Origin of the sequence: Sphingomonas jinjuensis (genome assembly GCF_014197105.1) — a bacterium.
GTDB classification, from domain to species: Bacteria; Pseudomonadota; Alphaproteobacteria; order Sphingomonadales; family Sphingomonadaceae; genus Sphingomonas; species Sphingomonas jinjuensis.
Window position 1 is genome coordinate 233,095 of the sequence record NZ_JACIEV010000006.1, and the last position, 23,164, is coordinate 256,258.

General features: G+C 68.6%; 22 protein-coding genes and 1 tRNA gene. 7 read left to right on the forward strand and 16 right to left on the reverse strand.

Annotation, left to right across the window (positions count from 1 at the left end):
* Positions 1-24: 24 nt before the first annotated feature.
* The 8 genes from GGQ80_RS11930 to GGQ80_RS11965 all read right to left on the reverse strand — a co-directional run bounded on the left by GGQ80_RS11930 (position 25) and on the right by GGQ80_RS11965 (position 8,549).
* Entirely contained in the window at positions 25-1,347 is a 1,323-nt protein-coding gene (locus GGQ80_RS11930) for a methyl-accepting chemotaxis protein (protein WP_221364353.1), read from the reverse strand.
* 159 nt (positions 1,348-1,506) lie between these two features.
* A complete protein-coding gene (locus GGQ80_RS11935; RefSeq protein WP_183985062.1) occupies positions 1,507-3,378 on the reverse strand; it encodes an ATP-binding protein in 1,872 nt (623 codons plus the stop codon).
* A gap of 158 nt (positions 3,379-3,536) precedes the next feature.
* On the reverse strand, positions 3,537-4,796 hold the full coding sequence (gene spt, locus GGQ80_RS11940) for a serine palmitoyltransferase (RefSeq protein ID WP_183985064.1): 1,260 nt from the start codon (positions 4,794-4,796) through the stop codon (positions 3,537-3,539).
* A 24-nt stretch (positions 4,797-4,820) separates the two neighbouring features.
* Complete coding sequence (locus GGQ80_RS11945; RefSeq protein WP_183985066.1) at positions 4,821-5,066, reverse strand: acyl carrier protein; 246 nt, start codon at positions 5,064-5,066, stop codon at positions 4,821-4,823.
* A 39-nt stretch (positions 5,067-5,105) separates the two neighbouring features.
* Positions 5,106-6,005, reverse strand: coding sequence for an NAD(P)H-binding protein (locus GGQ80_RS11950; protein ID WP_183985068.1), 900 nt, complete (start codon positions 6,003-6,005; stop codon positions 5,106-5,108).
* Positions 6,002-7,102, reverse strand: a complete 1,101-nt coding sequence (proB, locus tag GGQ80_RS11955; RefSeq protein WP_183985070.1) for a glutamate 5-kinase — start codon at positions 7,100-7,102, stop codon at positions 6,002-6,004. Before proB ends, GGQ80_RS11950 begins: the two co-directional genes overlap by 4 nt.
* Before the next feature lie 292 nt (positions 7,103-7,394).
* Complete coding sequence (locus tag GGQ80_RS18760) at positions 7,395-8,360, reverse strand: diguanylate cyclase domain-containing protein (RefSeq protein ID WP_183985072.1); 966 nt, start codon at positions 8,358-8,360, stop codon at positions 7,395-7,397.
* A gap of 99 nt (positions 8,361-8,459) precedes the next feature.
* Positions 8,460-8,549, reverse strand: a tRNA-Ser gene (locus tag GGQ80_RS11965).
* A gap of 126 nt (positions 8,550-8,675) precedes the next feature.
* Here GGQ80_RS11965 and hspQ point away from each other — a divergent pair.
* The gene (gene hspQ, locus GGQ80_RS11970) at positions 8,676-9,053 is read left to right on the forward strand and encodes a heat shock protein HspQ (protein ID WP_183985074.1); all 378 of its coding nucleotides are present in this window, start codon (positions 8,676-8,678) and stop codon (positions 9,051-9,053) included.
* A 368-nt stretch (positions 9,054-9,421) separates the two neighbouring features.
* On the opposite strand, the gene GGQ80_RS11975 is transcribed toward hspQ, so the two are convergent.
* Positions 9,422-12,211, reverse strand: coding sequence for a TonB-dependent receptor plug domain-containing protein (locus GGQ80_RS11975; RefSeq protein ID WP_183985076.1), 2,790 nt, complete (start codon positions 12,209-12,211; stop codon positions 9,422-9,424).
* A 260-nt stretch (positions 12,212-12,471) separates the two neighbouring features.
* Between GGQ80_RS11975 and rplU the strand changes: the two genes are divergently transcribed.
* The 4 genes from rplU (at position 12,472) to GGQ80_RS11995 (ending at position 14,594) form a co-directional block, all read left to right on the forward strand.
* Positions 12,472-12,849, forward strand: a complete 378-nt coding sequence (gene rplU / locus GGQ80_RS11980) for a 50S ribosomal protein L21 (RefSeq protein ID WP_183985078.1) — start codon at positions 12,472-12,474, stop codon at positions 12,847-12,849.
* Positions 12,850-12,862: 13 nt separating this feature from the next.
* Positions 12,863-13,132: a 50S ribosomal protein L27 gene (gene rpmA / locus GGQ80_RS11985; RefSeq protein WP_183985080.1), complete on the forward strand. Its 270-nt coding sequence runs from the start codon at positions 12,863-12,865 to the stop codon at positions 13,130-13,132.
* A gap of 170 nt (positions 13,133-13,302) precedes the next feature.
* Positions 13,303-13,848, forward strand: a complete 546-nt coding sequence (locus GGQ80_RS11990) for a GNAT family N-acetyltransferase (protein ID WP_183985082.1) — start codon at positions 13,303-13,305, stop codon at positions 13,846-13,848.
* Between the two features lie 167 nt (positions 13,849-14,015).
* Complete coding sequence (locus tag GGQ80_RS11995) at positions 14,016-14,594, forward strand: TetR/AcrR family transcriptional regulator (protein ID WP_183985084.1); 579 nt, start codon at positions 14,016-14,018, stop codon at positions 14,592-14,594.
* Positions 14,595-14,628: 34 nt separating this feature from the next.
* On the opposite strand, the gene GGQ80_RS18620 is transcribed toward GGQ80_RS11995, so the two are convergent.
* Positions 14,629-16,311 (reverse strand): M10 family metallopeptidase, encoded by a 1,683-nt coding sequence (locus GGQ80_RS18620; protein WP_183985086.1) that lies wholly within the window; start codon positions 16,309-16,311, stop codon positions 14,629-14,631.
* A gap of 235 nt (positions 16,312-16,546) precedes the next feature.
* Between GGQ80_RS18620 and obgE the strand changes: the two genes are divergently transcribed.
* Together obgE and GGQ80_RS12010 are read left to right on the forward strand one after the other, a co-directional pair.
* The gene (obgE, locus tag GGQ80_RS12005) at positions 16,547-17,590 is read left to right on the forward strand and encodes a GTPase ObgE (RefSeq protein WP_183985088.1); all 1,044 of its coding nucleotides are present in this window, start codon (positions 16,547-16,549) and stop codon (positions 17,588-17,590) included.
* A 52-nt stretch (positions 17,591-17,642) separates the two neighbouring features.
* Complete coding sequence (locus GGQ80_RS12010) at positions 17,643-19,001, forward strand: methyl-accepting chemotaxis protein (RefSeq protein ID WP_183985090.1); 1,359 nt, start codon at positions 17,643-17,645, stop codon at positions 18,999-19,001.
* Between the two features lie 14 nt (positions 19,002-19,015).
* On the opposite strand, the gene GGQ80_RS12015 is transcribed toward GGQ80_RS12010, so the two are convergent.
* From GGQ80_RS12015 to GGQ80_RS12040, 6 genes are all read right to left on the reverse strand, one after another.
* Entirely contained in the window at positions 19,016-19,297 is a 282-nt protein-coding gene (locus GGQ80_RS12015; protein ID WP_183985092.1) for a PspC domain-containing protein, read from the reverse strand.
* A gap of 120 nt (positions 19,298-19,417) precedes the next feature.
* Positions 19,418-20,323, reverse strand: a complete 906-nt coding sequence (locus GGQ80_RS12020) for an FAD:protein FMN transferase (RefSeq protein ID WP_343051036.1) — start codon at positions 20,321-20,323, stop codon at positions 19,418-19,420.
* A gap of 62 nt (positions 20,324-20,385) precedes the next feature.
* Positions 20,386-21,219 (reverse strand): DUF4198 domain-containing protein, encoded by an 834-nt coding sequence (locus GGQ80_RS12025; RefSeq protein ID WP_183985094.1) that lies wholly within the window; start codon positions 21,217-21,219, stop codon positions 20,386-20,388.
* A 151-nt stretch (positions 21,220-21,370) separates the two neighbouring features.
* A complete protein-coding gene (locus tag GGQ80_RS12030; RefSeq protein ID WP_183985096.1) occupies positions 21,371-21,844 on the reverse strand; it encodes a DUF2271 domain-containing protein in 474 nt (157 codons plus the stop codon).
* A 14-nt stretch (positions 21,845-21,858) separates the two neighbouring features.
* On the reverse strand, positions 21,859-22,488 hold the full coding sequence (locus GGQ80_RS12035) for a PepSY-associated TM helix domain-containing protein (protein WP_183985099.1): 630 nt from the start codon (positions 22,486-22,488) through the stop codon (positions 21,859-21,861).
* On the reverse strand, positions 22,485-23,162 hold the full coding sequence (locus GGQ80_RS12040; protein WP_183985100.1) for a Fe2+-dependent dioxygenase: 678 nt from the start codon (positions 23,160-23,162) through the stop codon (positions 22,485-22,487). Before GGQ80_RS12040 ends, GGQ80_RS12035 begins: the two co-directional genes overlap by 4 nt.
* Positions 23,163-23,164 lie beyond the last annotated feature (2 nt).

A 23,164-nucleotide genomic window follows, 5' to 3' on the forward strand; every position in this document is an offset into this window, starting at 1 on the left:
GAATGCGACATCGAAGCCCCTGTTTCACGGCAGAAACGCGGTCAGCTTGGTCTGTAGCCCCTCGGCACCGCGGCTAAGCTCCTTTGCCAGGCCACTGACGACATCGGCGGCGCGCTCGGAATCATCGGCGGCGACGCGCACCTCGGAAATCGTGCGGTTGACGGCGGAGGCGCTGACCGCCTGGTCGATGTTGGCGCGCTGGACCTCGCCGGCCACGCCGACCAGTTCGGCGATCTGATCGGTGATCGAGCGGATCGCGCCCGCGGTCATGGCGGTGGCGCTGCGCATGCCGCTGAGCTGCGCGCCGATCTCGGCGCTCGTCCGCGCGGTCTCCGCCGCGAGCGACTTGACCTCGCCGGCGACGACGGTGAAGCCGCGCCCAGCCTCGCCGGCCCGCGCCGCCTCGATCGTGGCGTTAAGCGCGAGCAGGTTGGTCTGGCCGGCAATCCGGCCGATCGCGAGCGACATATGCTCGATCCGTTCGGCATTCTCTTCGAGCGAGGTCACGAATTCGCTGGTCGACGTCGCCTGGTCGATGATCCGGTTGGCGAGCTGGGCGGCATGGGCAACGCGATCGGAGATGACCTTGAGCACCTTGTCCATGCGGTCGGCGGCATCGGTCAGGTCCTGCACGACGCCCGCCTTCGACCGGGCCCGCGACCGCAAGCCCGCGGCCTCGTCGTTGAGCCGCTCGAACGACCGGGCGAGCTGGTCGGCCATGCCGCTGACGGTGTTCGATAGCTGTACCTCCTCGGTCACCAGCTTCCACGAGATCATCGGCCCGAGGTAGCGGCCATCGTCGGCAATGATGGCGGTCGCATCGAACGCCAGATATTCGTCGCCCAGCCGGATCCGGCCCTTGATCGGCAGTTTGCACGGATCGGCCAGGTGGCTGCGCTGATGGTGGCCGTCGGCGTGGAACAGGTCGATCGAACTGCCCAGGATGTTTTCGACCGGTACGGGGAGATGCCGCGCCACGCGCTGCATGATCTGGCCCGATCCGCGGTTGAGGTAGTTGATCCGAAAATCGTCGTCGGGATCGGCGGTCATCACCGCCACGGGCATGCTGTCGATCATCTGCAGCAGCTTGGCGACGTCGCGGCCGTGATCCGCCTGCTCGACGATCAGCAAGCCGGCGCCGTCCGGCAGGACGGTGATCGACATGGTGACGTCGGCGTCGTCGATACGGATCGAGGTCGTCCGCCGCGCCGTCAGCAGATCGGCGGTCGCCGCGCCGAAGGGGCGGGCGCCCGGCGGGATGCCGCGCTCGACCGCACGATGGCTGGCATAGGTGACGGTAAGGTCGTCGGCGTCGACGACGATCGCCACCAGCGGAAGATGCGCCATGGCGAGGACAGGAACGCTCGTCCTCTTTTCGCAATCGGTCGTGACAGGCAGCGCAACGTTCATCGGCTCTCTCGGCAATCCAGAAAGCCACCGATATCGAGCTAATCTTAACCTATGGTATAGTTAACCGCCGGGCTGCCGGAATGGTGTCGATCGAGATCATTCCGCCGCCATTCGGTCCGGCGGCGCGGGGCGTTCGTGCGCCATCGCCTCGCCGATCGCGCGCTCTAGCCCGGCCAGCGTGAAGGGCTTGCGCAACACCTGGTGAGAACCGAACTGCGAGGCATCGGCCTCGCCAGCGAAGCCGGTGACGAACAGCACGGCGATGTGCGGGAAGAGCGGGCCGACCGCGGCGATCATCTCCGGCCCGGTGCGTCCGGGCATCAGCACGTCGGAGATGATGAGGTCGATGTTGCTATGCCGCTCCAGCAACTCGCCGGCGAGCATCGGATCGCCGCACGGGATCGCGACGTGGCCCAGTTCCGCCAGCGCGCCGGTGGTGGCGTTGAGAACGCGGGGGTCGTCCTCGACGACGAGGATTTCCAGCGAGCCGGGTGTCACCGTCGCCGGCGCGGCGATTTCCAGCACCTCGCCGGCCGTACGCGCCTCCAGGTCGCGCGGCAGGTACAGCGTTACCGTGGTGCCGCGCCCCACCGCGGTGTCGATCGCGATCTCGCCCCCCAGCTGGCGAGCGAGCGCGAAGATCTGGCTGAGTCCAAGGCCGGTGCCCTTGCCCGCCTCCTTGGTGGTGAAGAAGGGTTCGAACACCCGCTCGCGCACCTCGGGCGTCATGCCGCAACCTTCGTCGGCGAGCGCGATGGTGACATAGTCGCCAGCGCGGCTGTGGCCGATCTGTCCGGCGCCGAGCGTGGCCGCGCCGGTCGCGATGTGCAGGCAGCCGCGCCCGTTCATCGCATCGCGCGCGTTGACCGCGAGGTTGAGGATCGCATTCTCGAGCTGCACCCGATCGGCGCGGACGCGCCAGTCGCCGGCCTCGTCGACCGTCTCAACCGTGATCGCGTCGCCGAGCGTCCGGTCGAGCAGGTCGGTCATGCCGTCGACCAGGCTGCCGGGGGCGATCGATTCCGGTCGCAGCGAATCCTCGCGGCTGAACGCCAGCAGGCGACGGGTCAGCGCCGCGGCACGATTGGCGCCATCGGTGGCATTGTCGATGTGCCGCGCCGTCACCGCCGGATCGTTGTCGACGCTGCGCCGTGCCAGTTCCAGGCCGCCGAGCACGACCGCCAGCATGTTGTTGAAATCATGGGCGATGCCGCCGGTCAGCTTGCCGACCGCGTCCATCTTCTGCACCTGGCGCAGCTTCGCTTCCTGAGCGCGCAGCTCGTCGGTGGCGGCGGTGACGGCGGTCGCCAGCTCCTCGGCGCGCTCGCGCGCGGCCTCCGCCTCGGCGCGGGCGATGGCGCGCTGGCCCACCGCCTCGATCGTCAGCCAGCCCATCGCGATCGCGCCGAGCACGATCAGCAGACCGGCTGTCGACAGGATGCCGGCGATCCTGCTCGACCGGTCGACCGTCCGCGCGGCATTGGCAGCACGCTCGTCGAGAAGCTTGCGCTCGCGGGCGATGATGTCGTTGAGCGTCCCGTCGATCGCGGCGAGCGCGGGCCCCTGCCGCGCCTTGTAATAGCGCGACAACGCCTGCGGGTTCTGGCCGTAGTTGATGTTGAGCGCGGTCAGCGACAGCTGGTCGCCGCGCTCCTCGAAGGCGCGGCGCAACTGGTCTATGCGCGGCTGTTGCTCGGCATTGTCGTTGGTGATCTGGTCGAGCCGGTCGAGCTGGCTCTTCGCCAGCCGCCACTGGTCGTAATAGAGCTGGCCCAGGTTGCGGTCGGTCGAGATGACGTAACGGCCGAGCGAGGCTTCGGCCCGCGCGATGGTGCCCGACAGGGTGCGGGCGAGGATCATCACGTCATAGCTGTGCTTTTGCTGCGCCAGCGCCCGGTCGCGCTGCGCATTGGCATTCCCCAAGGTGAGGATCAGCGCGACAAGCACCGCCGCGCCAAGGACCGCCATCGCGACAAGCGCGATCGGTCGCCATGGCGCGCCACCCCCAGGAGCCGTTGTCTCGGCCTGTTCCCGCGTCACGCCCGAGGCGTATCGTATTAGTATCCCGATGGGAAGCGGCGAGGGCGCAACCTATCGCAATGGTGGCGCTTCGTACGGCGACGCGCTCAGATCGCGCCGACCGCCTTGCCCACCGCCTCGAACATGCCGATCACCCGAGCGATCTGCGCGTCGCTGTGTTCCGCGCACAGCGAGCAGCGCAGCAGGAATGTGCCGGCAGGCGTCGCGGGCGGGCGCGCCATATTGACGTAGAGGCCGCTCACCAGCAGCCCCTGCCACATCCGCACCGCCTGCTCCTGGTCGTCGAGGATCACCGCGACGATCGCGCTGTCGGGCTGTTCGGTGCCGAGCCGGAAGCCGAGCGACTTCAGGCCGCCGTGGAGATGCGCGGCATTCTTCCACAGCTGGGCGCGCTTCGCGTCGGCGGTCATCAGCTTGCGGATCGAGGCGGCGGCGGTGGCGACGACGCTGGGCGGCAGGCTGGCGGTGAAGATATAGGCACGGCAGGCGAGGCGGATCGCCTCGAACTTCGGGTGGTTGGACACGCAGAAGCCGCCGACGGTGCCAACCGATTTGGAGAAGGTGCCGACGACGAAGTCGACGTCCCCCTCGCACCCTTGCGCCTCGTACACGCCGCGGCCGTTGGGGCCGTAGAAGCCCATCGAATGCGCCTCGTCCGACAGCACCATCGCGCCGTGCTTCTTGGCGACCGCGACCATTTCCTTCAGCGGCGCGACGTCGCCGAGCATCGAATAGACGCCCTCGAGCACCACCAGCTTGCCCGCTTCCGTGGGCAGGCGGCCGAGGCGCTTGTCGAGATCCTCGACGCTGTTGTGGCGGAAGCGGACGATCTCGGCGACGCCCTGCTTGCACCCGTCATAGATCGACGCATGGCTGTCGGCGTCGAGGATGACATATTCACCCTTGCCGACCAGCGTCGAGATCATGCCGAGATTGGCCATATAGCCGGTCGAGAAGACGATCGCGCCGGTCACGCCGTAGAAGTCGCGCAGCGCCTGTTCGACCTCCATATGGTCGCGGAAGGTGCCGTTGAGCATGCGGCTGCCGTTGGTGCCCGATCCGAAATCGTCGAGCGCGGCATGGCCGGCGGCGATGACGTCAGGGTCGAACGTCATGCCCATATAGTTGTAGGTCCCCAGCAGGATGGTGTCGCGCCCGTCGATTACCGCCTCGGTCGGCGAGGTGACCTGCTGCATCACGATCGCGAACGGATCGATCACGCCGCTGTCGAGCAGCGCCTGGCGCTCGCCGATCAGGCCGTCGAACTTGTTCATCAGGTCACGTTCGGGGCCGACCGGAGCGGGATCGAGGTCGAGCGTTTCGGGCTGGAGGCCGGTTTCGGTCATCGCTGCAGTTTTTCCGTGAAGGGATCAGTTGTCGCGGAGCTTGGCGACGGCGTCGACGAGCTGGCCGACGTTTTCGATTTCCGCCTGCATGTTCATCGTGATGATGATGTCGAATTCGTCCTCGATCGAGGCGACGAAATCCATCACCGTCAGCGAATCCCACTCAAGGTCGCCCTGGAAGGTGGTGGCGTCGGTGATCGGCACGCCCTTTTTGTTGAAGGGTTCGATCTGTGCCTTGACGGCGTCGAAGATGCTCTGGCGGTCGCTCATGTCGTCCATCCTTGGCCGGCGATTGCGGCGGGAAAGCGGCTATAGCAGGCCGGCGGCGCGATACCACCGCGCGGTGGCGGCGAGGCCGTCGGCCAGCGGGATGGCGGGGGTCCAGATCGCAGGTGGCACGCCGCACGCCGGATCGGCGGCCCAGTCGGGATGGAGGAAATAGGCCACGCGGTCGGCGGTGAGCCTGGCCTTGTCGCCGCGCAGCAGCCGGTCGGCCCGGGCAGCGAGCGCGAGCAGGCGCGGCGGCATGGCGATCGGCCGTGCCCGGCCGCCCACCGCCGCGCCGATGGCGCGAGCCCAATCGGGGTAGGAGAGGGGGCTGTCGGGCCCTTCGACTTCATAAACACTGTGATCGCCGGTCTCGCCGGCGAGCGCGAGCAGCAGCGCGGCGAGGTCGTCGACGTGGATCACCGACAGGCGACCGGCGGGCGGCATCGGCAGGAAGCCGCGACGGGCGATGCGGAACAGGTCGAGCTGGTCGTGGTCGCCGGGGCCATAGATGCCGGGCGGGCGGACGATCGACCAGTCGAGCGACGACGCCTGAACGAGTGCTTCCGCCTCGTGCTTCGACCAGCCGTAGGAGGACAGCTGCGGCTCGCGCGCGGCGAGCGACGAGACGTGGACGAAGCGGGGGACGCTCGCGCTGGTCGCGGCTGCGAGGATCGCGCGCGTGCCGTCGATGTTGCCGCGGGCGAAATCGTCACGGGTGGGGACGTTGACGACGCCGGCGACGTGGATGACCGCGTCTGCGCCCTCGACCAGCCGGGCGAGCGCGGCATCGTCGCCAAGGGCGCCGTTGACCCAGCTGACGCCCGGGCGGGCGGGTTGCGCGCGGCGGGCGAGGGCGCGGACGGCGTGGCCGCTCGACACCGCGCGATCGAGCAGTCGGCTGCCGACGAAGCCGGTCGCCCCGGTGATCGCCAGGATCACAGCAGCGCCAGATGGTTGCGGTGGACGAGCGCGGCGCGGGGCGCGTAGCCCAGGATCGCGGCCTGCTCGTCGCTGCGGGTGCCGATCAGCCGGGCGGCGTCGTCGGCGTCATATTCGGCGAGCCCGCGTGCGATCGTACCATCGGGCCCGGCGACCGCGATGACGTCGCCGCGCTGGAACCGTCCGTCGATGCGCAGCGCGCCCGCGGCGAGCAGGCTGCCGCCGCTGCGCAGCGCCGCCGCGGCACCGGCATCGACGTGGATCGTGCCGCCCGCGGTCAGCCCGCCCGCCAGCCACGCCTTGCGCGCGGGCGCGGTTCGATCGGCGACGAAGAGCGTGTGGCGGGCCGCCAGCGACAGCGGCGACGCGACCTTGCCCGAGGCGATCGCCATCGCGACCCCGGCGCCCGTCGCGATCCGCGCCGCGGCGACCTTCGACGCCATTCCGCCCGAGCCCATGCCCGATGCCGAGCCGCTATCGGCCATCGCCTCGATCGCGGCATCGATCCGCTCGACGCGGGACAGATGGGTAGCACCAGGCAGCGCTGGGTTGCGGTCGTAGAGGCCGTCGACGTCGGACAGCAGGACCAGGCCGCCGGCCCCCGCCGCGACCGCGACGCGCGCGGCGAGGCGATCGTTATCGCCGAAGCGGATCTCTTCGGTCGCGACGCTGTCGTTCTCGTTGACCACCGGCACGACGCCTAAGCCCAGCAGCCGGCCCAGCGTCGCCGAGGCGTTGAGATAGCGGCGGCGCTCCTCGAGATCGCCGAGCGTTACGAGGATCTGTGCGGCGGTGAGCCCCTGATCGTCGAGCAGGCCGGCCCAGGCCTGCGCGAGCGCGATCTGGCCGGTGGCGGCGGCGGCCTGCGCATCCTCGAGGCTGCCGCGACCGCCCTTGGCGAGGCCCAGCCGCCGCGCACCGAGCGCGATGGCGCCCGACGAGACGACGACGACCTGCTGCCCGTCGCGGTGGCGGACGGCGATGTCGGCGGCAAGACTCGCCAGCCAGTCGCGCCGCACCGCGCCATCGGCCCCGACGAGCAGAGCCGATCCGACCTTCACGACGAGGCGCTGGCACGAGGCGGGGGGAAACAGCATCGCGCCGCCGTTAGCGCGTGGGGGCGCGGGGGGCCAGTCGTGGTGTGTTGCTCGGGGGAGGACGAATAGGAACGATCCTTCCCCGCCAGGGGGAGGTGGCAGCGAAGCTGACGGAGGGGGAGGTAAGCGACGCCTAACCGATAGCGCACGGCTTCCGCCCCCTCCGTCACGCCTTCGGCGCGCCACCTCCCCCTGGCGGGGGAGGATTGGGGCAATCCAACCCGACAGTCCCTGGCGGGGAGGATTGAGATCGAATGATCCTCCCCCGCCAGGGGGAGGGCGACGGGAAACCTCAGGCCGCGAGTACGCAGTCGCGGCCGGCACCCTTGGCGCGATAGAGCAGCGCATCGGCGGAGGCCATCGTCGCGTCGAGATTGGCGGGATCGGCCTTGGCGACGCCGGCGGAGAAGGTGATCCGGCCGAGCGGCTCATCGTTTTCACGCAGCTTGAAGTGACGCTGGGCGAGCTGCGCCTTGGCGTGCTCGACCAGCCCGGCGGTGGCGTCTACCGGCAGCGAGGTGGCGATGATGAACTCCTCGCCGCCCCAGCGGCCGACGAAGTGCGGCGCGACCGACTCGCTCAGCGAGTTGGCGACGGTCTTTAGCACGCGATCGCCGACCGCATGGCCGTAGCGATCGTTGTAGCGCTTGAAATGATCGATGTCGCAGATGGCGAGCGTGACCGTCGGCGATTCGTTGAGCAGCGTCGCGAGATGTTCGTCGATGCCGCGACGGTTGGGCAGCCCGGTCAGCGCATCGCGCTGCGCGTCGCCCTGCACCGCCTCGAGCTGCTGGCGGAGGCGCGCGACTTCCTGGGTCGTCGCCACCAGCTCGCGCTCCGAGCGGTTGGCGCGCTCGATGGTGATGCTGAAAATCTGCTGGAGCGCGGCCACGTCGGCGGTCGCGATCGCCGGCTGATGCGCGGTCAGCTCGCGACTGAATTCGCTGGTGGCGGCGCTGGCGGAAGCGGCGAGGTCGGCAAGCTTTAGCGCCTGGTGGCGAAGCTCTTCGCCCTCTTCGAAAGCTTCAGTCGAGATGGCCGCCGCGGCGCTGCCGAAAAAGCTTTCGTAGAGTTCGTCGGCCTGCGCCTGGGTCAGGCGGATGCCACCGTCACACAGCCCGTCGACGGCGTGGCGCAGCTCGGCGCGACTTCCGTCGAGGCAATGGAACGCCAGGCGATAGTTCGCCGGCGTCGGCGCAAGCCGCTGCGTGGTGAGGAACGCGAGCGTGCGTTCGGAGAGTTCGACGACAGCCTTCACGGTGTCTGGTTTCCGCCCTGTTCGATGTCGCCGCGGAACCTATAGGGCAAACACCTGATGTCCGGTTAATGCCGGCAGGCGATACGACGATGGGGGGAGTGGCGGAGAGGGTGGGATTCGAACCCACGGTACCCGTGAGGGCACGCCGCATTTCGAGTGCGGTACATTCGACCACTCTGCCACCTCTCCGCGAGGTCGTTACACCGGGAACCAAGGGCTTCCGGCGGGTCGGAGGCGGGCCTGTATCGCAGACGTTTCATCGACGCAAGGCCCGCGCATGCTTGTGCGTCGGCCAAGAGCCACTAGATTGTAACCATGCCCGAGCACGATCCCATCGGCCAGTCGGACGCCGTCTTCACGGCACCGCCGATCGCCCACGCGCGCTTCACCATCGGCGACGTCGTTCGCCACCGCATGTTCGATTTTCGTGGCGTGATCTTCGACGTCGATCCCGTCTTCGCCAACACTAACGAATGGTATGAGGCGATCCCCGAAAGCATCCGTCCGAAGAAGGACCAGCCCTTCTATCACCTGCTCGCCGAGAACATGGATTCGAGCTACGTCGCCTATGTCAGCCAGCAGAACCTGGTGCGCGACGACAGTGACGAGCCGATCGAGCATCCGGCGATCGCCGGGCTGTTCACCGGGTTCAGCGACGGGCGCTATGCGCTGAGGCGCGAACACCGGCATTGAGCGGGCGCGGTGCGGGCGGCCTAGCTTTGCGCCAGCAAAGCTGGGACTCGCCGCGGCGGCCAGCGGGAGCGGCGTAGCCGGTCCCGTCTGACGGCGTGGCGGTTGGGCGATTTCCGATGCCCAGATCCTCTACCGTCATTCCGGCCTTGAGCCGGGATCCAATTCGCCGCGCGCGACTGCTTCAATAAGGGCGCGAGTCGCCCGCGGGACGATGGATCCCGGGTCGAGCCCGGGATGACGAAGGTTTGGGTGTGGCCGTCGCGTTCCTCAACGCATGGCCACGCCGTCAGACGTAGCCGGCGGTGCCGGCTCCGCTGGCCGCCGTGGCGTGTCCCTGCTTTGCCTGGGCAAAGCAGGGCCGCCCGCACCTAGAAATTCACCGCCAAGCGGCCGTACACGAATCGCCCGTTGAAGCCGAAAGGCGAGAAGTTGCTGTACGGCAGGAACTGATAGGTCGCGGGGTAGCTGCCGCCGACGTTGCTGGGGCGCAGGCCGAAGGGGCGGCGGTTGGGGTAGATGTCGAAGGCGTTGTCGACGCCGACCGTCAGCTGAACGCCCGCAAGCTCGTAGCTGAGCGAGAAGTCGGTGATCCACTTCGGCCGCAGGATCTGGTCGTCCGGCCCGAGCGCGGTGAGGCTGGTCGCGTCGGCGCCGAGCGGTGCGGTCGTCTCGGGCGAGATTACCGAGCCGTAGCGCGTGGTGCGTGCCGACACACCGATGCCGGCGATCTTGCCGTCGGTCGCCAGCACCACCTTGGTCCGCGGCTGGCCGCGTTCGAAGCGCAGCCCCTCGACACGGCCGAACAGGACCAGGCCGGGGATCTGAGCGAGCGGGCCGAGCGCGTTGAGGCGCTCGTCGATCTTGTTCTGCGTGTAGTTATAGGCCGCCGAGAAGTTCCAGGCGCCGAGCCCGCCCAAATTGGCGCGATAGGTCGCGACGGCGTCGACGCCCTGCGTCGTCGTGTCGAGGCCGTTGATGAAGAAGCGCGCCGCGCCGACGTTGCTGAAGCCGTTCGCGGCGAGGATCGTCTGGACCGCGCTGTTCTGTGCCGCGGTGCCGACGCCCGCCGCGCCGAGGTTTTCGGACAGGACGATGCGGTCGTTGATCTTGATGTGGAAGTAATCGACCGTCACATTGAAGCCACGGAACGGGTTGAGGGTCACACCGCCCGACAGGTTGAGCGACTTTTCGGGCGCCAGCGGCTTCGACCCGAGCGCGCGGGCGACGGGGCTCGACACCGGCACCGTCGACACGTCGACCGGCACGCCCGACAGGAAGTTGGTCGAGGTGGTCGTGAAGAACTGCTGGTGAAGCGACGGCGCCCGGAAGCCGTTCGACACCGAGCCGCGAATCGCGAAGCCCTGGGTGAATTCGTAGCGCAGCGCGAGCTTGCCGTTCAGCGTGTCGCCGAAGTCGCTGTAATGCTCGTAGCGGCCGGCGGCGGTCGCGGTCAGCCCGTCGAACAGGTCGGCGTCGAATTCCAGATAGCCGGCGAAGCTGTCGCGGTTGACGTTGGTGCGGGCCGAGGCGGGGAGGCCGCCGAAGCCCTGCGCCCCCGCCGCCGCGGCGCGGCCGGGGAAGGAACAGATGCCGGTCGCCGCCGTGAACACGCCGCCGAGGACCGCGCAATTGCCCGCGGTGCTGACGCGCGAGGCCTGGAAGAACGGGCCGGTCTGGTACGACTGCGGATCGCCGGGGCGGATCTGGTAGATCTCGTGGCGATACTCGCCGCCGAGCGCGAAGGTGAGCGGGCCGGCGAGGCCGACGTCGAACTGGCGCGACAGGTCGAGGTTGGTCAGGATCTGCGAGAAGGCGAGGCCGCCGGCATCGAACGAGCGCTGGCTGTTGGGGCCGAACGACACGTTGACGCTGTTTTCGGTGCGATAGTTCAGCTCGTTGCGGCCGAAGCCGACCGACAGGTCGCCCTTGAACCCGGCGACGTCGGCGCGGATGCCGCTGGTCGCCGAGACGTCGTCGATGTTCGACTGGATGAAGGGCAGGTAGCCGTTCTGGGTCAGGCCGACGAGATTGGCGTTCGACGGCGTGGTGCCCGGCGCGATCGCCGAGAAGTCGCGATTGGTCGCCGCCGACTGCTGGCGGAAATTCGCCGCCGACAGGCCGTCGCGATGGCCGTAGGTGAAGAAGCCGTAGAACTCGACGTCACCGAGCGGCACCTCGGTATTGACGAGGAAGTTGAAATCCTCGGTCTTGGCATCGCCGTAGCGGAAGTTGAGGCGGTTGAAGGTCAGCTCGCGCGCGTCGAAGGTGGTCGACGACGGGCGGATATAGTTGGGGCGAAGGTCGTAGCCCTGGCGGTTGGTGTAGTTGCGGTCGCGATATTCGCCGGTGAAGTTGAAGAAGCCGCCGTCGCCGACCGGCAGGCCGACGTTGACGCCGAAGGTCGTGTAGATGCCGTCGCGTGCCTTGCGCTCGCCGTTGCTGTTCGCCTGAAGGTAGCGCGAGTCGGTGCCGTCGAGCACCGGCTGGCCGCCCGATGTGACGAGGCCGTCGAAGTCCGACACGCCCGACAGGGTGGTGATGTACTTGCCGTAGCTGACCTGCGCGCGGCCGCCCGAGCTGGCGGTCTTGAGCTGGACGTTGATGACGCCGGCGATCGCATCGGAGCCATATTGCGACGAGGCGCCGTCGCGCAGCACCTCGATCCGCTGGATCGCGAGCGCGGGGATCATGTTCATGTCGACGGCGGCGGCGCCGCGGCCGACCGTGCCGTTGATGTTGAGGAGCGCGGAGACGTGGCGGCGCTTGCCGTTGACCAGCACCAGCGTCTGGTCGGGATTGAGGCCGCGCAGCGTGGCGGGGCGAGTCACGTCGGAGCCGTCGGCGATCGACGGCTGTGGGAAGTTGAACGACGGGACGAGCTGGCCGAGCACCTTGTTGGTTTCGCCGAGGCCCGAATTCTGCAGCGCGCTGTCGGAGATGACGTCGATCGGCACCGGGCTGTCGGCGACGGTGCGGTTGGCGACGCGGCTGCCGACGACGACGACGGTATTCTCGGGACTGTCAGCCTCGGCGGCGTCCGGGGCGGGGGCGCTCTGCGACTCCTGGCTGGGCGCGGACTGGGTGGTCTGTGCCGCGGCGGGCAGGGCCAGCGCGATGGCGGACGCGGAAACGGTAACGGCAAGCAAGCTGCGACGCATGAATATCCCCCGAAAAGAACGCGCTGGCTGTTACCTTGCGCTTCGGGCGCCACTTTATGACGCGGCTGTCATGTCACAAGCAATTAACTTTGCCGGTGGAGGGCTGAGGCGCGAATGCCGCAGCGATGTGGCGCGCGCGCAACAGCGGCCGAATGTGCGACTTGGCGGTTGACAGCGAGGCGCCCTTATTTTAGCTGCCATCGCTCTCCCTGCCGGGCTCTGCCTGAGCGGGCACATGTTTATTGGGAAGTGATTGGGCCATGTTCGCAGTCGTGCGCACGGGCGGCAAGCAGTATCGCGTCGCCGCCGGAGACAAAATCGTCGTCGAGAAGATCGACGGCGAGGCGGGAGCGTCGGTGACGCTGGGTGACGTGCTGCTCGCGGGCGAAGGCTCGGAGCTGAAGCCGACCGACGGCCTGACCGTCGCTGCCGAGATCATCGCGCAGGCCAAGGGCGACAAGGTCATCGTCTTCAAGAAGCGTCGTCGTCACAACTATCGCCGTCGCAACGGCCACCGCCAGCAGCACACGATCCTGCGCATCACCGCGATCGGTGCCCAGCAGGAAGAGAAGAAGTCGCGCGCCAAGAAGGCCGCCACTGCCGAGACCGGTGCCGAAGCACCGGCCGCGCAGGCGTAAGGAGTAGTTCGAGATGGCACATAAGAAAGCTGGCGGTTCGTCGCGCAACGGTCGTGATTCGGCCGGTCGTCGCCTCGGCGTGAAGAAGTTCGGCGGCCAGGAGGCGATCGCCGGCAACATCCTCGTGCGTCAGCGCGGGACCAAATTCTATCCGGGTGCGAACGTGGGCATGGGCAAGGACCATACCCTGTTTGCGCTCGTGGACGGCCGCGTGGCGTTCCACCAGGGCAAGCTTGGCCGCAAGTTCTGCTCGGTGGAGATTATGGCCGAGGCCGCTGAATAACATCGGGTAACCAGCCGGGTTGCCCACCAGGGTGACCCGGAGCCTCCGACAGGAGGCCCACCAGACAAGGGAGCCGGGTCCGCCCAGGCTCCCTTTTTTCTTGCTCCCCCCATTCGATTGTCGCGGGCTCGTCATCACGACGTGCCAGCGGCGCAGGTGAGGAGAGCGACATGTTCGCCCGGACGAAGAGACTGACGCTGAGGCCCGGCTGGCCCGAAGACGCCGCGACGCTGGCTGCGGCCATCGCGCATCCCGAGGTGGCGAGCCGACTGGCACGCGTGCCCTGGCCCTATCATCTCGCTGATGCGGCGACGTTCCTGTCGCTGCCGCGCGGTGCGCATGACGCGCAATTCCTGGTGTTCGACCACGAAGAGGGCCAGCCGCGGCTTGTGGGCGGCATCGGGCTGGTCGGTGACGGCGCCGCGCGCGAGCTGGGCTATTGGCTGACGCCGGCGGTGTGGGGCCGCGGTTATGCGACGGAGGCGGCGGAGGCGGTCGTCGACATGGCGCGCCACGCGCTGCCGGTCCGCCGCCTCACCGCATTCCATCACGCCGCCAATGCAGCGTCGGGCCGGGTGTTGGCGAAGCTCGGCTTTCGCGAAATCGCACGGTTGCCGCGCCATTCGCTGGCGCAGGGATGCGAGGTCGATTCGGTGATGATGACGCTCGACCTCGACGCGCCGGTCGCCGACGCGGCGATGCCGATCGCGGCGTGACTGCTCCTCCCGTCATCCCCGCGGAGGCGGGGATCCAGACTGGCTGACGTTCGTGAGGCTCACGTCCTGCAGTGATGATGGATTCCCGCCTGCGCGGGAATGACGGTTGGGGGGCTAGGCGGTCGTCGGTCGTTGCCATCCGGGCGGGCGCGCGGCACACACGGGGCATGTCCGTTACCCCGATCCGCCGTCGCTTGAGTCCCGAGGAGTCGCGTGACGCCGCGCTCGAGGCGGCGCGCGGGTTGCTGGTCGAGATCGGGCCGCAGGCGGTGACGTTGAAGGCGGTGGCGGCGCGGGTTGGGCGGACGCATGCCAACCTGCTGCATCACTTCGGATCGGCCGAGGGGCTTCAGAAGGCGCTGGTCGAGCGGATGGCGCGCGTCGTCACGACGACGATCCGCGACGCGGTGCTGCGGGCGCGGGCGAGTGACGATCATAATCCGCTCGAGGTCGTCGATCTGGCGTTCGACGCCTTCGATGGCGGCGGCGCCGGCGCGTTGGCGAGCTGGATGATCCTGTCGGGCAACGAGGATGCGCTCGATCCGATCCTCAGCGCGATCCATGACCTGGTCGACGAACTGGCGGCCGAGGCGCCGGGCGATCACCCGATCGCTGACGAGACGCTGCAGCTGGTGTTGATGGCGCTGGGCGATGCGCTGTTCGGTGCGCCGCTGTCCCGCGCGCTCGGCCTGCCGCGCGAGCGGGCGCGGGTACTGGCGCGCGAGATGCTGCTCGGCGGGCGCTGAAGGGGAGGGAGCGCGAGGCCCCCTCCCGTCCCGATCAATAGACCGGCGTCGTCTGGACGAGCACGAAGTCGGCGGCGCTGAGCGCGGTGCCGGGGGTCAGCTGAGCGAACAGCTGCGCGGCGCCGCTGCCGTTGCCGTCGGCGTCGTAGAACAGCTGGCCGGTCGCCTGGTTGTAGACGATGCGGTCGTCGGCATCATGCGCCGCGGTGCCGGCCCAGAAGGCATTCGCCGACAGCGCGGCACCCACGGTGGTGCCGACGCCGGCGAAGGTAGCGACGCCAAGGCCGATCTTGTCCCCGGCGGCAAAGTCGGCGATCCGGTCGACGTTGTTCGCCCCCAGTGCGGTGGTGAAGTCGAAGCGGTCGTTGCCCGCGCCGCCGACCAGCGTGTCGTTGCCCTCGAACCCGTTGAGCACGTCGTTGCCGCCGCGGCCTTCCAGCCGGTTGGCGACCTGATTGCCCCACAGCACATCGCGTGCCGAACCGCCGATGCCGTTCTCGATCGTCGTGCCATAGGCGATGGCGAGATTGTCGTACTCGGTCGCGGTGACGCCGGTCACGCCGGTGTCGGCGGCGATCCGTGCCGCCGCGGCGTTCTGGAACGAGGCGGCGGTGGCGTCGATCGTCGCCTGGCTGACCGGCGCAAAGGCCTGGCCCGACAGCGCGGACAGGTCGGCGCGGTTGGCGTTGACGACGGCGGCGCTGGGGGCCGCCTGGCCGGCCGAGCTGAACGTGCCGGCATGCAGGTTCAGGAACGTGCTGGCGGTGAAGCCCGACAGATCGATCGTGTCGTTGCCGCCCGCGTCATAGATCGCGACATTGGGCGCGGTGTTGGCGGCGAAGTCGAACACGTCGCGCCCGGCGGTGGAATTGAACCCATACACCGTATCGCCGGCGCGGGTCGTTAGGTCGGCGCCGTATTTTTCCTGGATGACGTAGATGTCGTGGAGCATCGGCGTCTGCGCGTTGCCATAGAGCAGCGTGTTCCAGTCGATGATCAGCGCGTTGGTTTCGCGCGGATCCCAATAGGACATGATCGTGTACTGTTCGCTGTCCTGGGCATATTCGGCATAGTTGCCGTAGCTGAGCGGCAGGTTGGGGTCGTAATTGTAGTTGCCGGGATGCGACAGGCCGATCGCGTGGCCCAGCTCGTGGATCAGCGTAGTGGCGCCATAGCCATTGAAGCCGAGCCAGGCGTTGGTCCAGTTGATCGACGGGTCGGCGACGAACACGTCGCTCTGATACTTCTGTCCACCCGGGCCGGGATAATAGGCATAGGCCTGCGCCGGATCGGCGCTGTTGGCGAACATGATATCGGCGCCCATGCCGTTCTTTTCGACGAAGCGCGGCGCGATCAGGTCATCCCAGAACTGGATCGACTGACGCGCCTCGGCACGCTGCGCGTCGCTGAACGGCCCGACGCCGTCGCCGGCGGTGAAGCCGTATTTGGGGTTGTTGTAGACGCCGGTCAGGTGATCCTTGTCTAGGAAGGTGTAGGTGATGACGCCGCCGTTGACGCTGTCGTTCACGCCGGCGTCGATCTTGTCGCGAACGCCTTCCAGCCCGAGGATCGGCTTGCCGCGGAACGTGCCGCCCGCGTAGGTGTCGAGATTGAACTGGACCGGTTCGGCGCGGGTCGGCGCGGATACCGTCGCGGTGTTCCAGCGCGTCTCGAACAGATCCTGTTGCGACTCCTGGACGCTCGCCTGCTTCTTCATGGTTTACTCTCCCGATGGCTGGTCCGCGCTCTCCCGGCGCGGATCGGCCGGCGACGATCATGGGCCAAAAGTGAGATAGGACAAGGGTTTAGACGCAACGGCTCGTCGCTGCGCGGGCACGGTCGGCGGCACGCGGGGACACGATCCGCGGGCGGGCACGTCGGGATTGGACGAGCGGTGCGACGGGCGCGGGCGGCGGGTCGCCATCGCGGTGCTATGCCGCTAAAAGCCGGCGATGCATTTCCTCGACCAAGCCAAGATCTTTTGCCGTTCGGGCACCGGCGGCCCCGGTGCCGTCAGCTTCCGCCGCGAGAAGTACATCGAATATGGCGGCCCCGACGGCGGCAACGGCGGCAAGGGCGGCGATATCGTGTTCGAGGCGGTGGCCGGGCTGAACACGCTGATCGACTTTCGTTACACCCAGCATTTCCGCGCGCCGCGCGGCCAGGGCGGCTCGGGCTCCAATCGAACCGGTGGCGGCGGCGACGACCTGGTCATCAAGGTCCCGGTCGGCACCCAGGTGCTGTCCGAGGACAAGGAGGAGGTGCTGCTCGACTTCACCCGGGTCGGCCAGCGCGAGGTATTCCTGCGGGGCGGCGACGGCGGGCGGGGCAACGCCAGCTACAAGACCTCGACGAACCGGACCCCGCGCCAGCACGGCACCGGCTGGCCGTGCGAGGAGGCATGGGTATGGCTGCGGCTAAAGCTGCTGGCCGACGCCGGGCTGGTGGGACTGCCCAATGCGGGCAAGTCGACCTTCATCAACGCGGTCACCAACGCGCAGGCGAAGGTCGGCGAATATGCGTTCACCACGACGCGACCCCAGCTGGGCGTCGTCCGCCACAAGGGCCGCGAGTTCGTCGTCGCCGATATTCCCGGCCTGATCGAGGGCGCGGCGGACGGCGCCGGCATCGGCGATCGCTTCCTGGGTCATATCGAGCGGTGCCGCGTGCTGCTGCACCTGGTCGATGCCAATGACGAGGATGTCGCCGAAAGCTATCGGATCGTTCGCGACGAGTTGGAGGCCTATGGCGCCGGGCTGGTGGACAAGCCGCAGGTGCTGGCACTCAACAAGATCGATACGCTCGACGAGGAACTGATCGAGGCGCTGATGAACGAGCTGGCGGAAGCGAGCGGGGCGGAGGTGATCCCGCTGTCTGGCGCCGCCGGGACGGGCGTCGACTGGGTGCTCGACAAGCTGCTCGAAGCGATCCCGCCGAGCGAACGGGTGCCCGACGACGATGCCGGCGAAGACCCGATCGAATGGTCGCCGATCTGATCGTCGTTAAGAAAGGCAACGCGGCATTAACCGCTGCGGGGTAAGCCGGGGCATGTTTCAGACCGGCCAGCCCACCATCGTTGCAACCCCGACGACGATCGGATCGATCGACCTCGCCGAGCGGCTGCGGCTGTTCGGGTTCACCGATGCCGACTTCGCCCTGGGGCGGAGCGTGTGGACGGTCATCGAGCCCTTCGCCGAGACGCTGGCGACGGCGCAGCTGCAGGGGTGGGTCGAGCTGTTCGGCAGGGGCAGCGCCGGCGACGAGTCGCGCGCGGTCGGCCGCAATGTCGCCGAGATGCGCGAACGCTACTGCGACCTGACCAACGACCTTTGGGTGCGACGCGGCGTCCAGCGCGTCGCGATCGCGTTCAAGGCGGGGGTGCCGCTGACCAAGCTGATCGTCCTGGGCAACAAAATCTCGTCGATGCTCGTCGACATCGTCACCGAGCACTATGATTGTTCCAAGGCCGAGCGGGCCGCGATCAACGCGCTGTTCTTTCGGCTACGGTCGATCGAGTGCGACGTCTATGCGACGCTCTATACCGAGTGCGTCAGCCAGCATGCGCGCGACGAGCGCCACCGGCTGGCGTCCGTCTTCAGCGGCGGGCTGGCGTCGATCGTCGCCAAGGCCTCGTCGGAAGGCGACGACCTGAGGCGGCAGACCAACCATGGCGCTATCGCGGCGACCGGCATGCTGGGCAAGGCGAACGACGTCGCCACCGCGGCCGAACAGTCGGCGGTGGCGATGCGCGAAGCGGCGCAGACCGCCGCCGGCCTGATCCGCGCGATCGAGGACGCACGCGGCGAGGTCGACGTCGCCGCGGCGATCGCCAGCCGTGCCAGCGAGCAGGCGAGCAAGGCGGTGACGATGTCGGGTGCGCTCGCCGATCATGCGCAGTCGATCGAATCGATCCTGGGCCTGATCCGCGACATCGCCGGCCAGACCAACCTGCTCGCGCTGAACGCCACGATCGAGGCAGCGCGCGCTGGTGACGCCGGCCGCGGCTTCGCGGTGGTCGCGCAGGAGGTGAAGAGCCTCGCCAACCAGACCGCGCGCGCGACCGACGACATCGCCGCCAAGATCGCCGCGATCCAGTCGGCGACGCGCAGTGCGGTCGAAACCAACGCCTCGATCCGGTCGACGGTGGCGGAGGTCGCTGATTCGGCGGAACGCATCCGCCACGCGATGGAATCGCAGGCGCAGACCGTCACCGTCATCACGGCCGCGGTCGACGAGACCGCAATGACGGCCGATGCGATGTCGTCGACGATCGACGGTATCCGGCGCGATACCCAATCGGTGGCGGCGCAGATCGAATCGGTCGGGACCGGTTTCCGACGCCTCGACGATCACTTCGCGACGCTGCGCACCAGCGCCGATCGCTTCGTCGAGCAGGTTGCGGCGTAACCCGACGGCGGGGTTCAGGCGGCGATCTTCATCGGCTCGAGCGCCTCTTCGGCCTGGGGCAGGGCCGCAGGCGTTTCGGTGGTCCGCTTGGGGCTCGGGAACAGCAGGCGCGATGCCAGCACCGCGAGCCCGAGCGCGGCATAGATGCCGACCATCGCCATCGGGTTCCACAACAAGCCGACGCCGAGCGCGATGCGCAGCCAATTGGCGTTGAAGCCGAAATCCTGGCCGATGCCCTCGCACACGCCGAGGAAGGTGTCCGAACGGTCCAGAAGGGCGGTGGTCTTGGTCTGCACGCTGTGTCTCCTCGTGCCGCGCCGGGCGGCTCTATGCCCGGAGCGTCGCAAGCCGCGTGCCAACTCAATAAAGCCCTGATTTCCGTGCGTGCCCGAACGGCACGGCGGTCCTTCACGCCATCAGTTGGCGTGGGCCGCCAGATCGTCGTCGTCCAGCATGGCGCGCAGCGCCGGCGTCAGCACTTCCTCGACACGGTCGCCATCGCGGATCACCACGCGGGCGGCGATGTCACGGTCGAGCAACAGCGACAAGTCCGGCCAGGCCACCGTCGCCGCCGACGCGAGCGCGTCGGCGAGCATCGCGGTTGAGGCAAGCACGCTGACGGCCACCACGCCATTATCCGGCGGCCGACCCTTGCGGGGATCGAGCGTATGCTCGCCACGCCGGTAATTGCCCGACGTCGCCACCGCCAGCTGGTGAAGCGCGACGCGAAGCGGGGGTAGCGCGATGCCCGGCGGCATTTCGAGGTCGACCCACCAGGGATCGCCGTCGGGCCGCATGCCCCGGCCGGACAGCTCGCCACCGATGTCGACGAGGCAATGGCGGATGCCATGGTCGGCGAGCAGATCGGCGACGGCATCGACCGCATAGCCCTTCGCGATGCCCGACAGGTCGAGGTGGACGCCGCCGGGCTGAAACAGACGCTCGCCGTCCCAGCGCAACCGGTGATAGCCCGATCGCGCCAGGGCCGCGGCGATCGCCGGTGCGTCGGGTTCGGGGCAGGCGCCGGGCGGGCCGAAGCCCCAGGCGTCGACGAGCACGCCGATCGCCGGATCGAACGCGCCGTCGCTCGCCTGCGCCAGTCGCAGACCGGCGTCGACGACCCGCGCCAGATCGGGCGGCAGCGCGATCCAGCTTCCCGCGGGCGCCCGGTTGAACGCCGACAGCGCGCTGTCGGGCGCCCAGTGGCTCAGCGCCGCGACGAGGGCGTCGAGCCGTGCCTCGATCGCCGCCCGCAGGTCGCGGTGGCCGGCATAGAGGACGTGCCACGTCGTCCCCATCGTCTCGCCGCCGATCGACGTCACCGGCGCGGCGGGATCGTGTCCGGCAAGTGCGGCCGGGTCGATCGGCGGCAGGGCGATCCGGTTCAGGGCGTCATAACCTCGAGCGTCGTGGTATAGCCCAGCCGCCGCTGCGTGGCGCGTGGCGCAGTCGCCTTGGCATCGGTCAGCGTCGCGTTGAGCCAGTACATGCCCGCCGCCGGCCAATCGACCGCGAGCACACCATCGGCGCCGGTCGTCAGCTCGCGTGCGCCCTCGGCATTGCGATAGCGCTTGCCGCCGGGGATCACCGTCACCTTCAGCCCGGCGGCAGGCTTGCCGTCGACCAGGAAGCGGAAGCGCGCAATTTCGCCTGCGACCAGCTCGTCGGGGTGGGTGACGGGGACGAATTCCAGCCCCTTGCCGGTCGGCTTGAGGACGGTGTTGGTCGGCTCGCCCGCGGTGACGAAGATTTCGTTACGGTTTGATACCTCGGTCAGCGCCACGTCGGTGGCGTTGGCGGGGATGTCGGCGACGGTCAGCGGCGGCGTGCGCTGGCCGTTCGGTCCCGGCGGGCCGCCGCGGCCACCGACGCGCTTCTCGACGCCATCGACCTTGAAGCTGCCCATGACGCCCGACATCTCCGTACCGAGCTTCCACGTACCCGGCTTGTCGAGCTGGACGTCGAAGACCGAGCGATAGCGACCCGTCGATCCGTTCTGGATGCGGCCGGGGGTGCCGTCGGGCTGCCACACCTTCACCTGTTCGATGCGGCCGGGCTGGTGGTCGGCGTAGAACAGATCGTTGGAAATGGCGCTGTCGACGGTGACCCAGCTGTCGGTGCCCGAGAAGATCGTGCCCGACGGCAGCATCCACATGCGATGCGCCGACACGGCGGCGGGAAGCGCGAGCAGCGCGGCGGCGATGGCGAGGCGTTTCATGGCGGGGTTCCTGTTTCTATCCTCCCCCGCCAGGGGGAGGTGGCGCCGAAGGCGTCGGAGGGGGAGGTAAGCAACTCGCCCGTTTTAGGCTTCCTCCCCTCCGTCATGCTACGCGCGCCACCTCCCCCTGGCGGGGGAGGATTTTTTGGGGTTAGCGGACGGCGATGGCGCCGAGTTCGTGGGCGCCGGTGACGCGACCCTGGCCGCCGGGCACCGTCAACGGTACCTGGACCAGCTCGCGCCCGCCGGTCTCGCGCGCCGCCTCGACATTGAGGACATAGGCGCCGGGCTTCACGTCGGCGGGCAGCGGGATGGTGTAGGTGCCGGGCGCGCGGGTCGCGCCGCTGACGCCGTTGGCGGGCATCGTCATCGAACGCCCACCCTTGCGCCACCAGGCGCGCAGGTCGGCGAGCCATTTGGTGCCGGGTTCCGCGCCCTGTTTGCGGATGTCGTACCACACCGCCAGCGTGCGCGCCGCGCCGCCGCCCTGCGGCTCGAGCCAGACCGCGACATAGGGGCGGTGATATTCGGCGACGGCGAGCTTGGGGATGGTCACGCTGATGGTGCCCGCTGCGGCCGGTGCGGCGACCGCGCCCGACAGCAGCACGAGGGAGGAAAGGCGCATGAAGGTTTGTCCTCTCAATGGATCAGGAACAGGGCGATGCACGCGGGAATGACGAGGCCGGCGGCGACCAGCGGCCAGGTGGACGGGCGATGACGGGCGTGGAGCTGGAGCAGCAATAGCCCGGTCAGCGTGAACAGCACGCAGGCGGCAGCAAAGACGTCGATGAACCAGAACCAGGCGATGCCGGCGTTGCGGCCCTTGTGCAGGTCGTTGAAATAGCTGATCCAGCCGCGGCTCGTGACCTCTGCCTTGATCGCGCCCGTCGAGCGATCGATGCTGACCCAAGCGTCGCCGCCGGGGCGGGGCAGGGCGACATAAACCTCGCCGTCGGACCATTCGCCGGGCTTGCCGGATGCGTCGAGGCCGACCACCTGCTTCACCGCGTCGGACACCGCTACCGGCAGCGCGGCGTCGCTGGCGTGGGTGCCGGCGAGCGGGCGCAGCAGCGAGGTGGGCAGCCGGCCCGTCTTCTCCGTCGTCACCGGCGTCGCCGAGATGGTCGCGGCGTGATTGAGCGTGATCCCCGTCACCGCGAACAGCAGCATCGCGATCAGCGACACCGCCGCGCTGACCCAATGCCAGGTGTGGAGCTGTTTCAGCCACCACGTCTTCACCTTGCGCTTCGGCGCGCGGGCGGTGCTCATGCGTCGGCCCAGCGGCGCAGCAGATTGTGGTAGACGCCGGTCAGCTCGATCACCGCACGGTCGGCCTGGCCCTTGTCGGCGGCGACGCGCTGCACCGCGCGATCGAGGTCGAGCAGGATGCGCCGCTCGCCGTCGTCGCGGACCATCGACTGGATCCAGAAGAAGGAGGCGACGCGCGTGCCCCGCGTCACCGGCTCGACGCGATGGAGGCTGGAGGCGGGATAGACGACGCAGTCGCCCGCAGCCAGCTTCACCCGCTGCTCGCCGAACAGATCCTCGACCACCAGCTCGCCGCCGTCATAGGCAGCCGGATCTTCGAGGAAGATCGTCGCCGACAGGTCGCTGCGCAGGCGGAAGTCGCCCTTCAGCCGCACGGCGTTGTCGACATGGATGTCGAACGCTTGGCCGCCGGCATAGCGGTTGAACAGTGGCGGGAACACCTTGAGCGGCAGCGCCGCCGCGACGAACAGCGGCGAGCGGCCGAGCGCGTCGAGCACGATCCGGCCGCCCTCGATCGCCGCGGCGCCGTCCTCCGGCAACTGCTCGTTGCGCTTGGCGAGCGCCGCCTGCGGGCCCGAGGTGGCGTTGCCGTCGGCCCAGTCGCCGGCATCGATGACGGCGCGCAGCGCGGTCACGTCGGACGGGGTCAGGACGGACGGGATTGCGATCAGCATGG

What these genes read in the sequence shown, in the direction of transcription:
- spt (WP_183985064.1), bottom strand. Translation starts at nt 4,796, where the DNA reads ATGACCGAAACCGGCCTCCAGCCCGAAACGCTCGACCTCGATCCCGCT.
- GGQ80_RS11975 (WP_183985076.1), bottom strand. Translation starts at nt 12,211, where the DNA reads ATGCGTCGCAGCTTGCTTGCCGTTACCGTTTCCGCGTCCGCCATCGCG.
- GGQ80_RS12025 (WP_183985094.1), bottom strand. Translation starts at nt 21,219, where the DNA reads ATGAAACGCCTCGCCATCGCCGCCGCGCTGCTCGCGCTTCCCGCCGCC.
- GGQ80_RS12035 (WP_183985099.1), bottom strand. Translation starts at nt 22,488, where the DNA reads ATGAGCACCGCCCGCGCGCCGAAGCGCAAGGTGAAGACGTGGTGGCTG.
- GGQ80_RS11930 (WP_221364353.1), bottom strand. Translation starts at nt 1,347, where the DNA reads ATGGCGCATCTTCCGCTGGTGGCGATCGTCGTCGACGCCGACGACCTT.
- hspQ (WP_183985074.1), top strand. Translation starts at nt 8,676, where the DNA reads ATGCCCGAGCACGATCCCATCGGCCAGTCGGACGCCGTCTTCACGGCA.
- rplU (WP_183985078.1), top strand. Translation starts at nt 12,472, where the DNA reads ATGTTCGCAGTCGTGCGCACGGGCGGCAAGCAGTATCGCGTCGCCGCC.
- rpmA (WP_183985080.1), top strand. Translation starts at nt 12,863, where the DNA reads ATGGCACATAAGAAAGCTGGCGGTTCGTCGCGCAACGGTCGTGATTCG.
- GGQ80_RS11995 (WP_183985084.1), top strand. Translation starts at nt 14,016, where the DNA reads ATGTCCGTTACCCCGATCCGCCGTCGCTTGAGTCCCGAGGAGTCGCGT.
- GGQ80_RS11990 (WP_183985082.1), top strand. Translation starts at nt 13,303, where the DNA reads ATGTTCGCCCGGACGAAGAGACTGACGCTGAGGCCCGGCTGGCCCGAA.
- obgE (WP_183985088.1), top strand. Translation starts at nt 16,547, where the DNA reads ATGCATTTCCTCGACCAAGCCAAGATCTTTTGCCGTTCGGGCACCGGC.
- proB (WP_183985070.1), bottom strand. Translation starts at nt 7,102, where the DNA reads ATGCTGTTTCCCCCCGCCTCGTGCCAGCGCCTCGTCGTGAAGGTCGGA.
- GGQ80_RS12010 (WP_183985090.1), top strand. Translation starts at nt 17,643, where the DNA reads ATGTTTCAGACCGGCCAGCCCACCATCGTTGCAACCCCGACGACGATC.
- GGQ80_RS18620 (WP_183985086.1), bottom strand. Translation starts at nt 16,311, where the DNA reads ATGAAGAAGCAGGCGAGCGTCCAGGAGTCGCAACAGGATCTGTTCGAG.
- GGQ80_RS12030 (WP_183985096.1), bottom strand. Translation starts at nt 21,844, where the DNA reads ATGCGCCTTTCCTCCCTCGTGCTGCTGTCGGGCGCGGTCGCCGCACCG.
- GGQ80_RS12040 (WP_183985100.1), bottom strand. Translation starts at nt 23,162, where the DNA reads ATGCTGATCGCAATCCCGTCCGTCCTGACCCCGTCCGACGTGACCGCG.
- GGQ80_RS11945 (WP_183985066.1), bottom strand. Translation starts at nt 5,066, where the DNA reads ATGAGCGACCGCCAGAGCATCTTCGACGCCGTCAAGGCACAGATCGAA.
- GGQ80_RS11935 (WP_183985062.1), bottom strand. Translation starts at nt 3,378, where the DNA reads ATGGCGGTCCTTGGCGCGGCGGTGCTTGTCGCGCTGATCCTCACCTTG.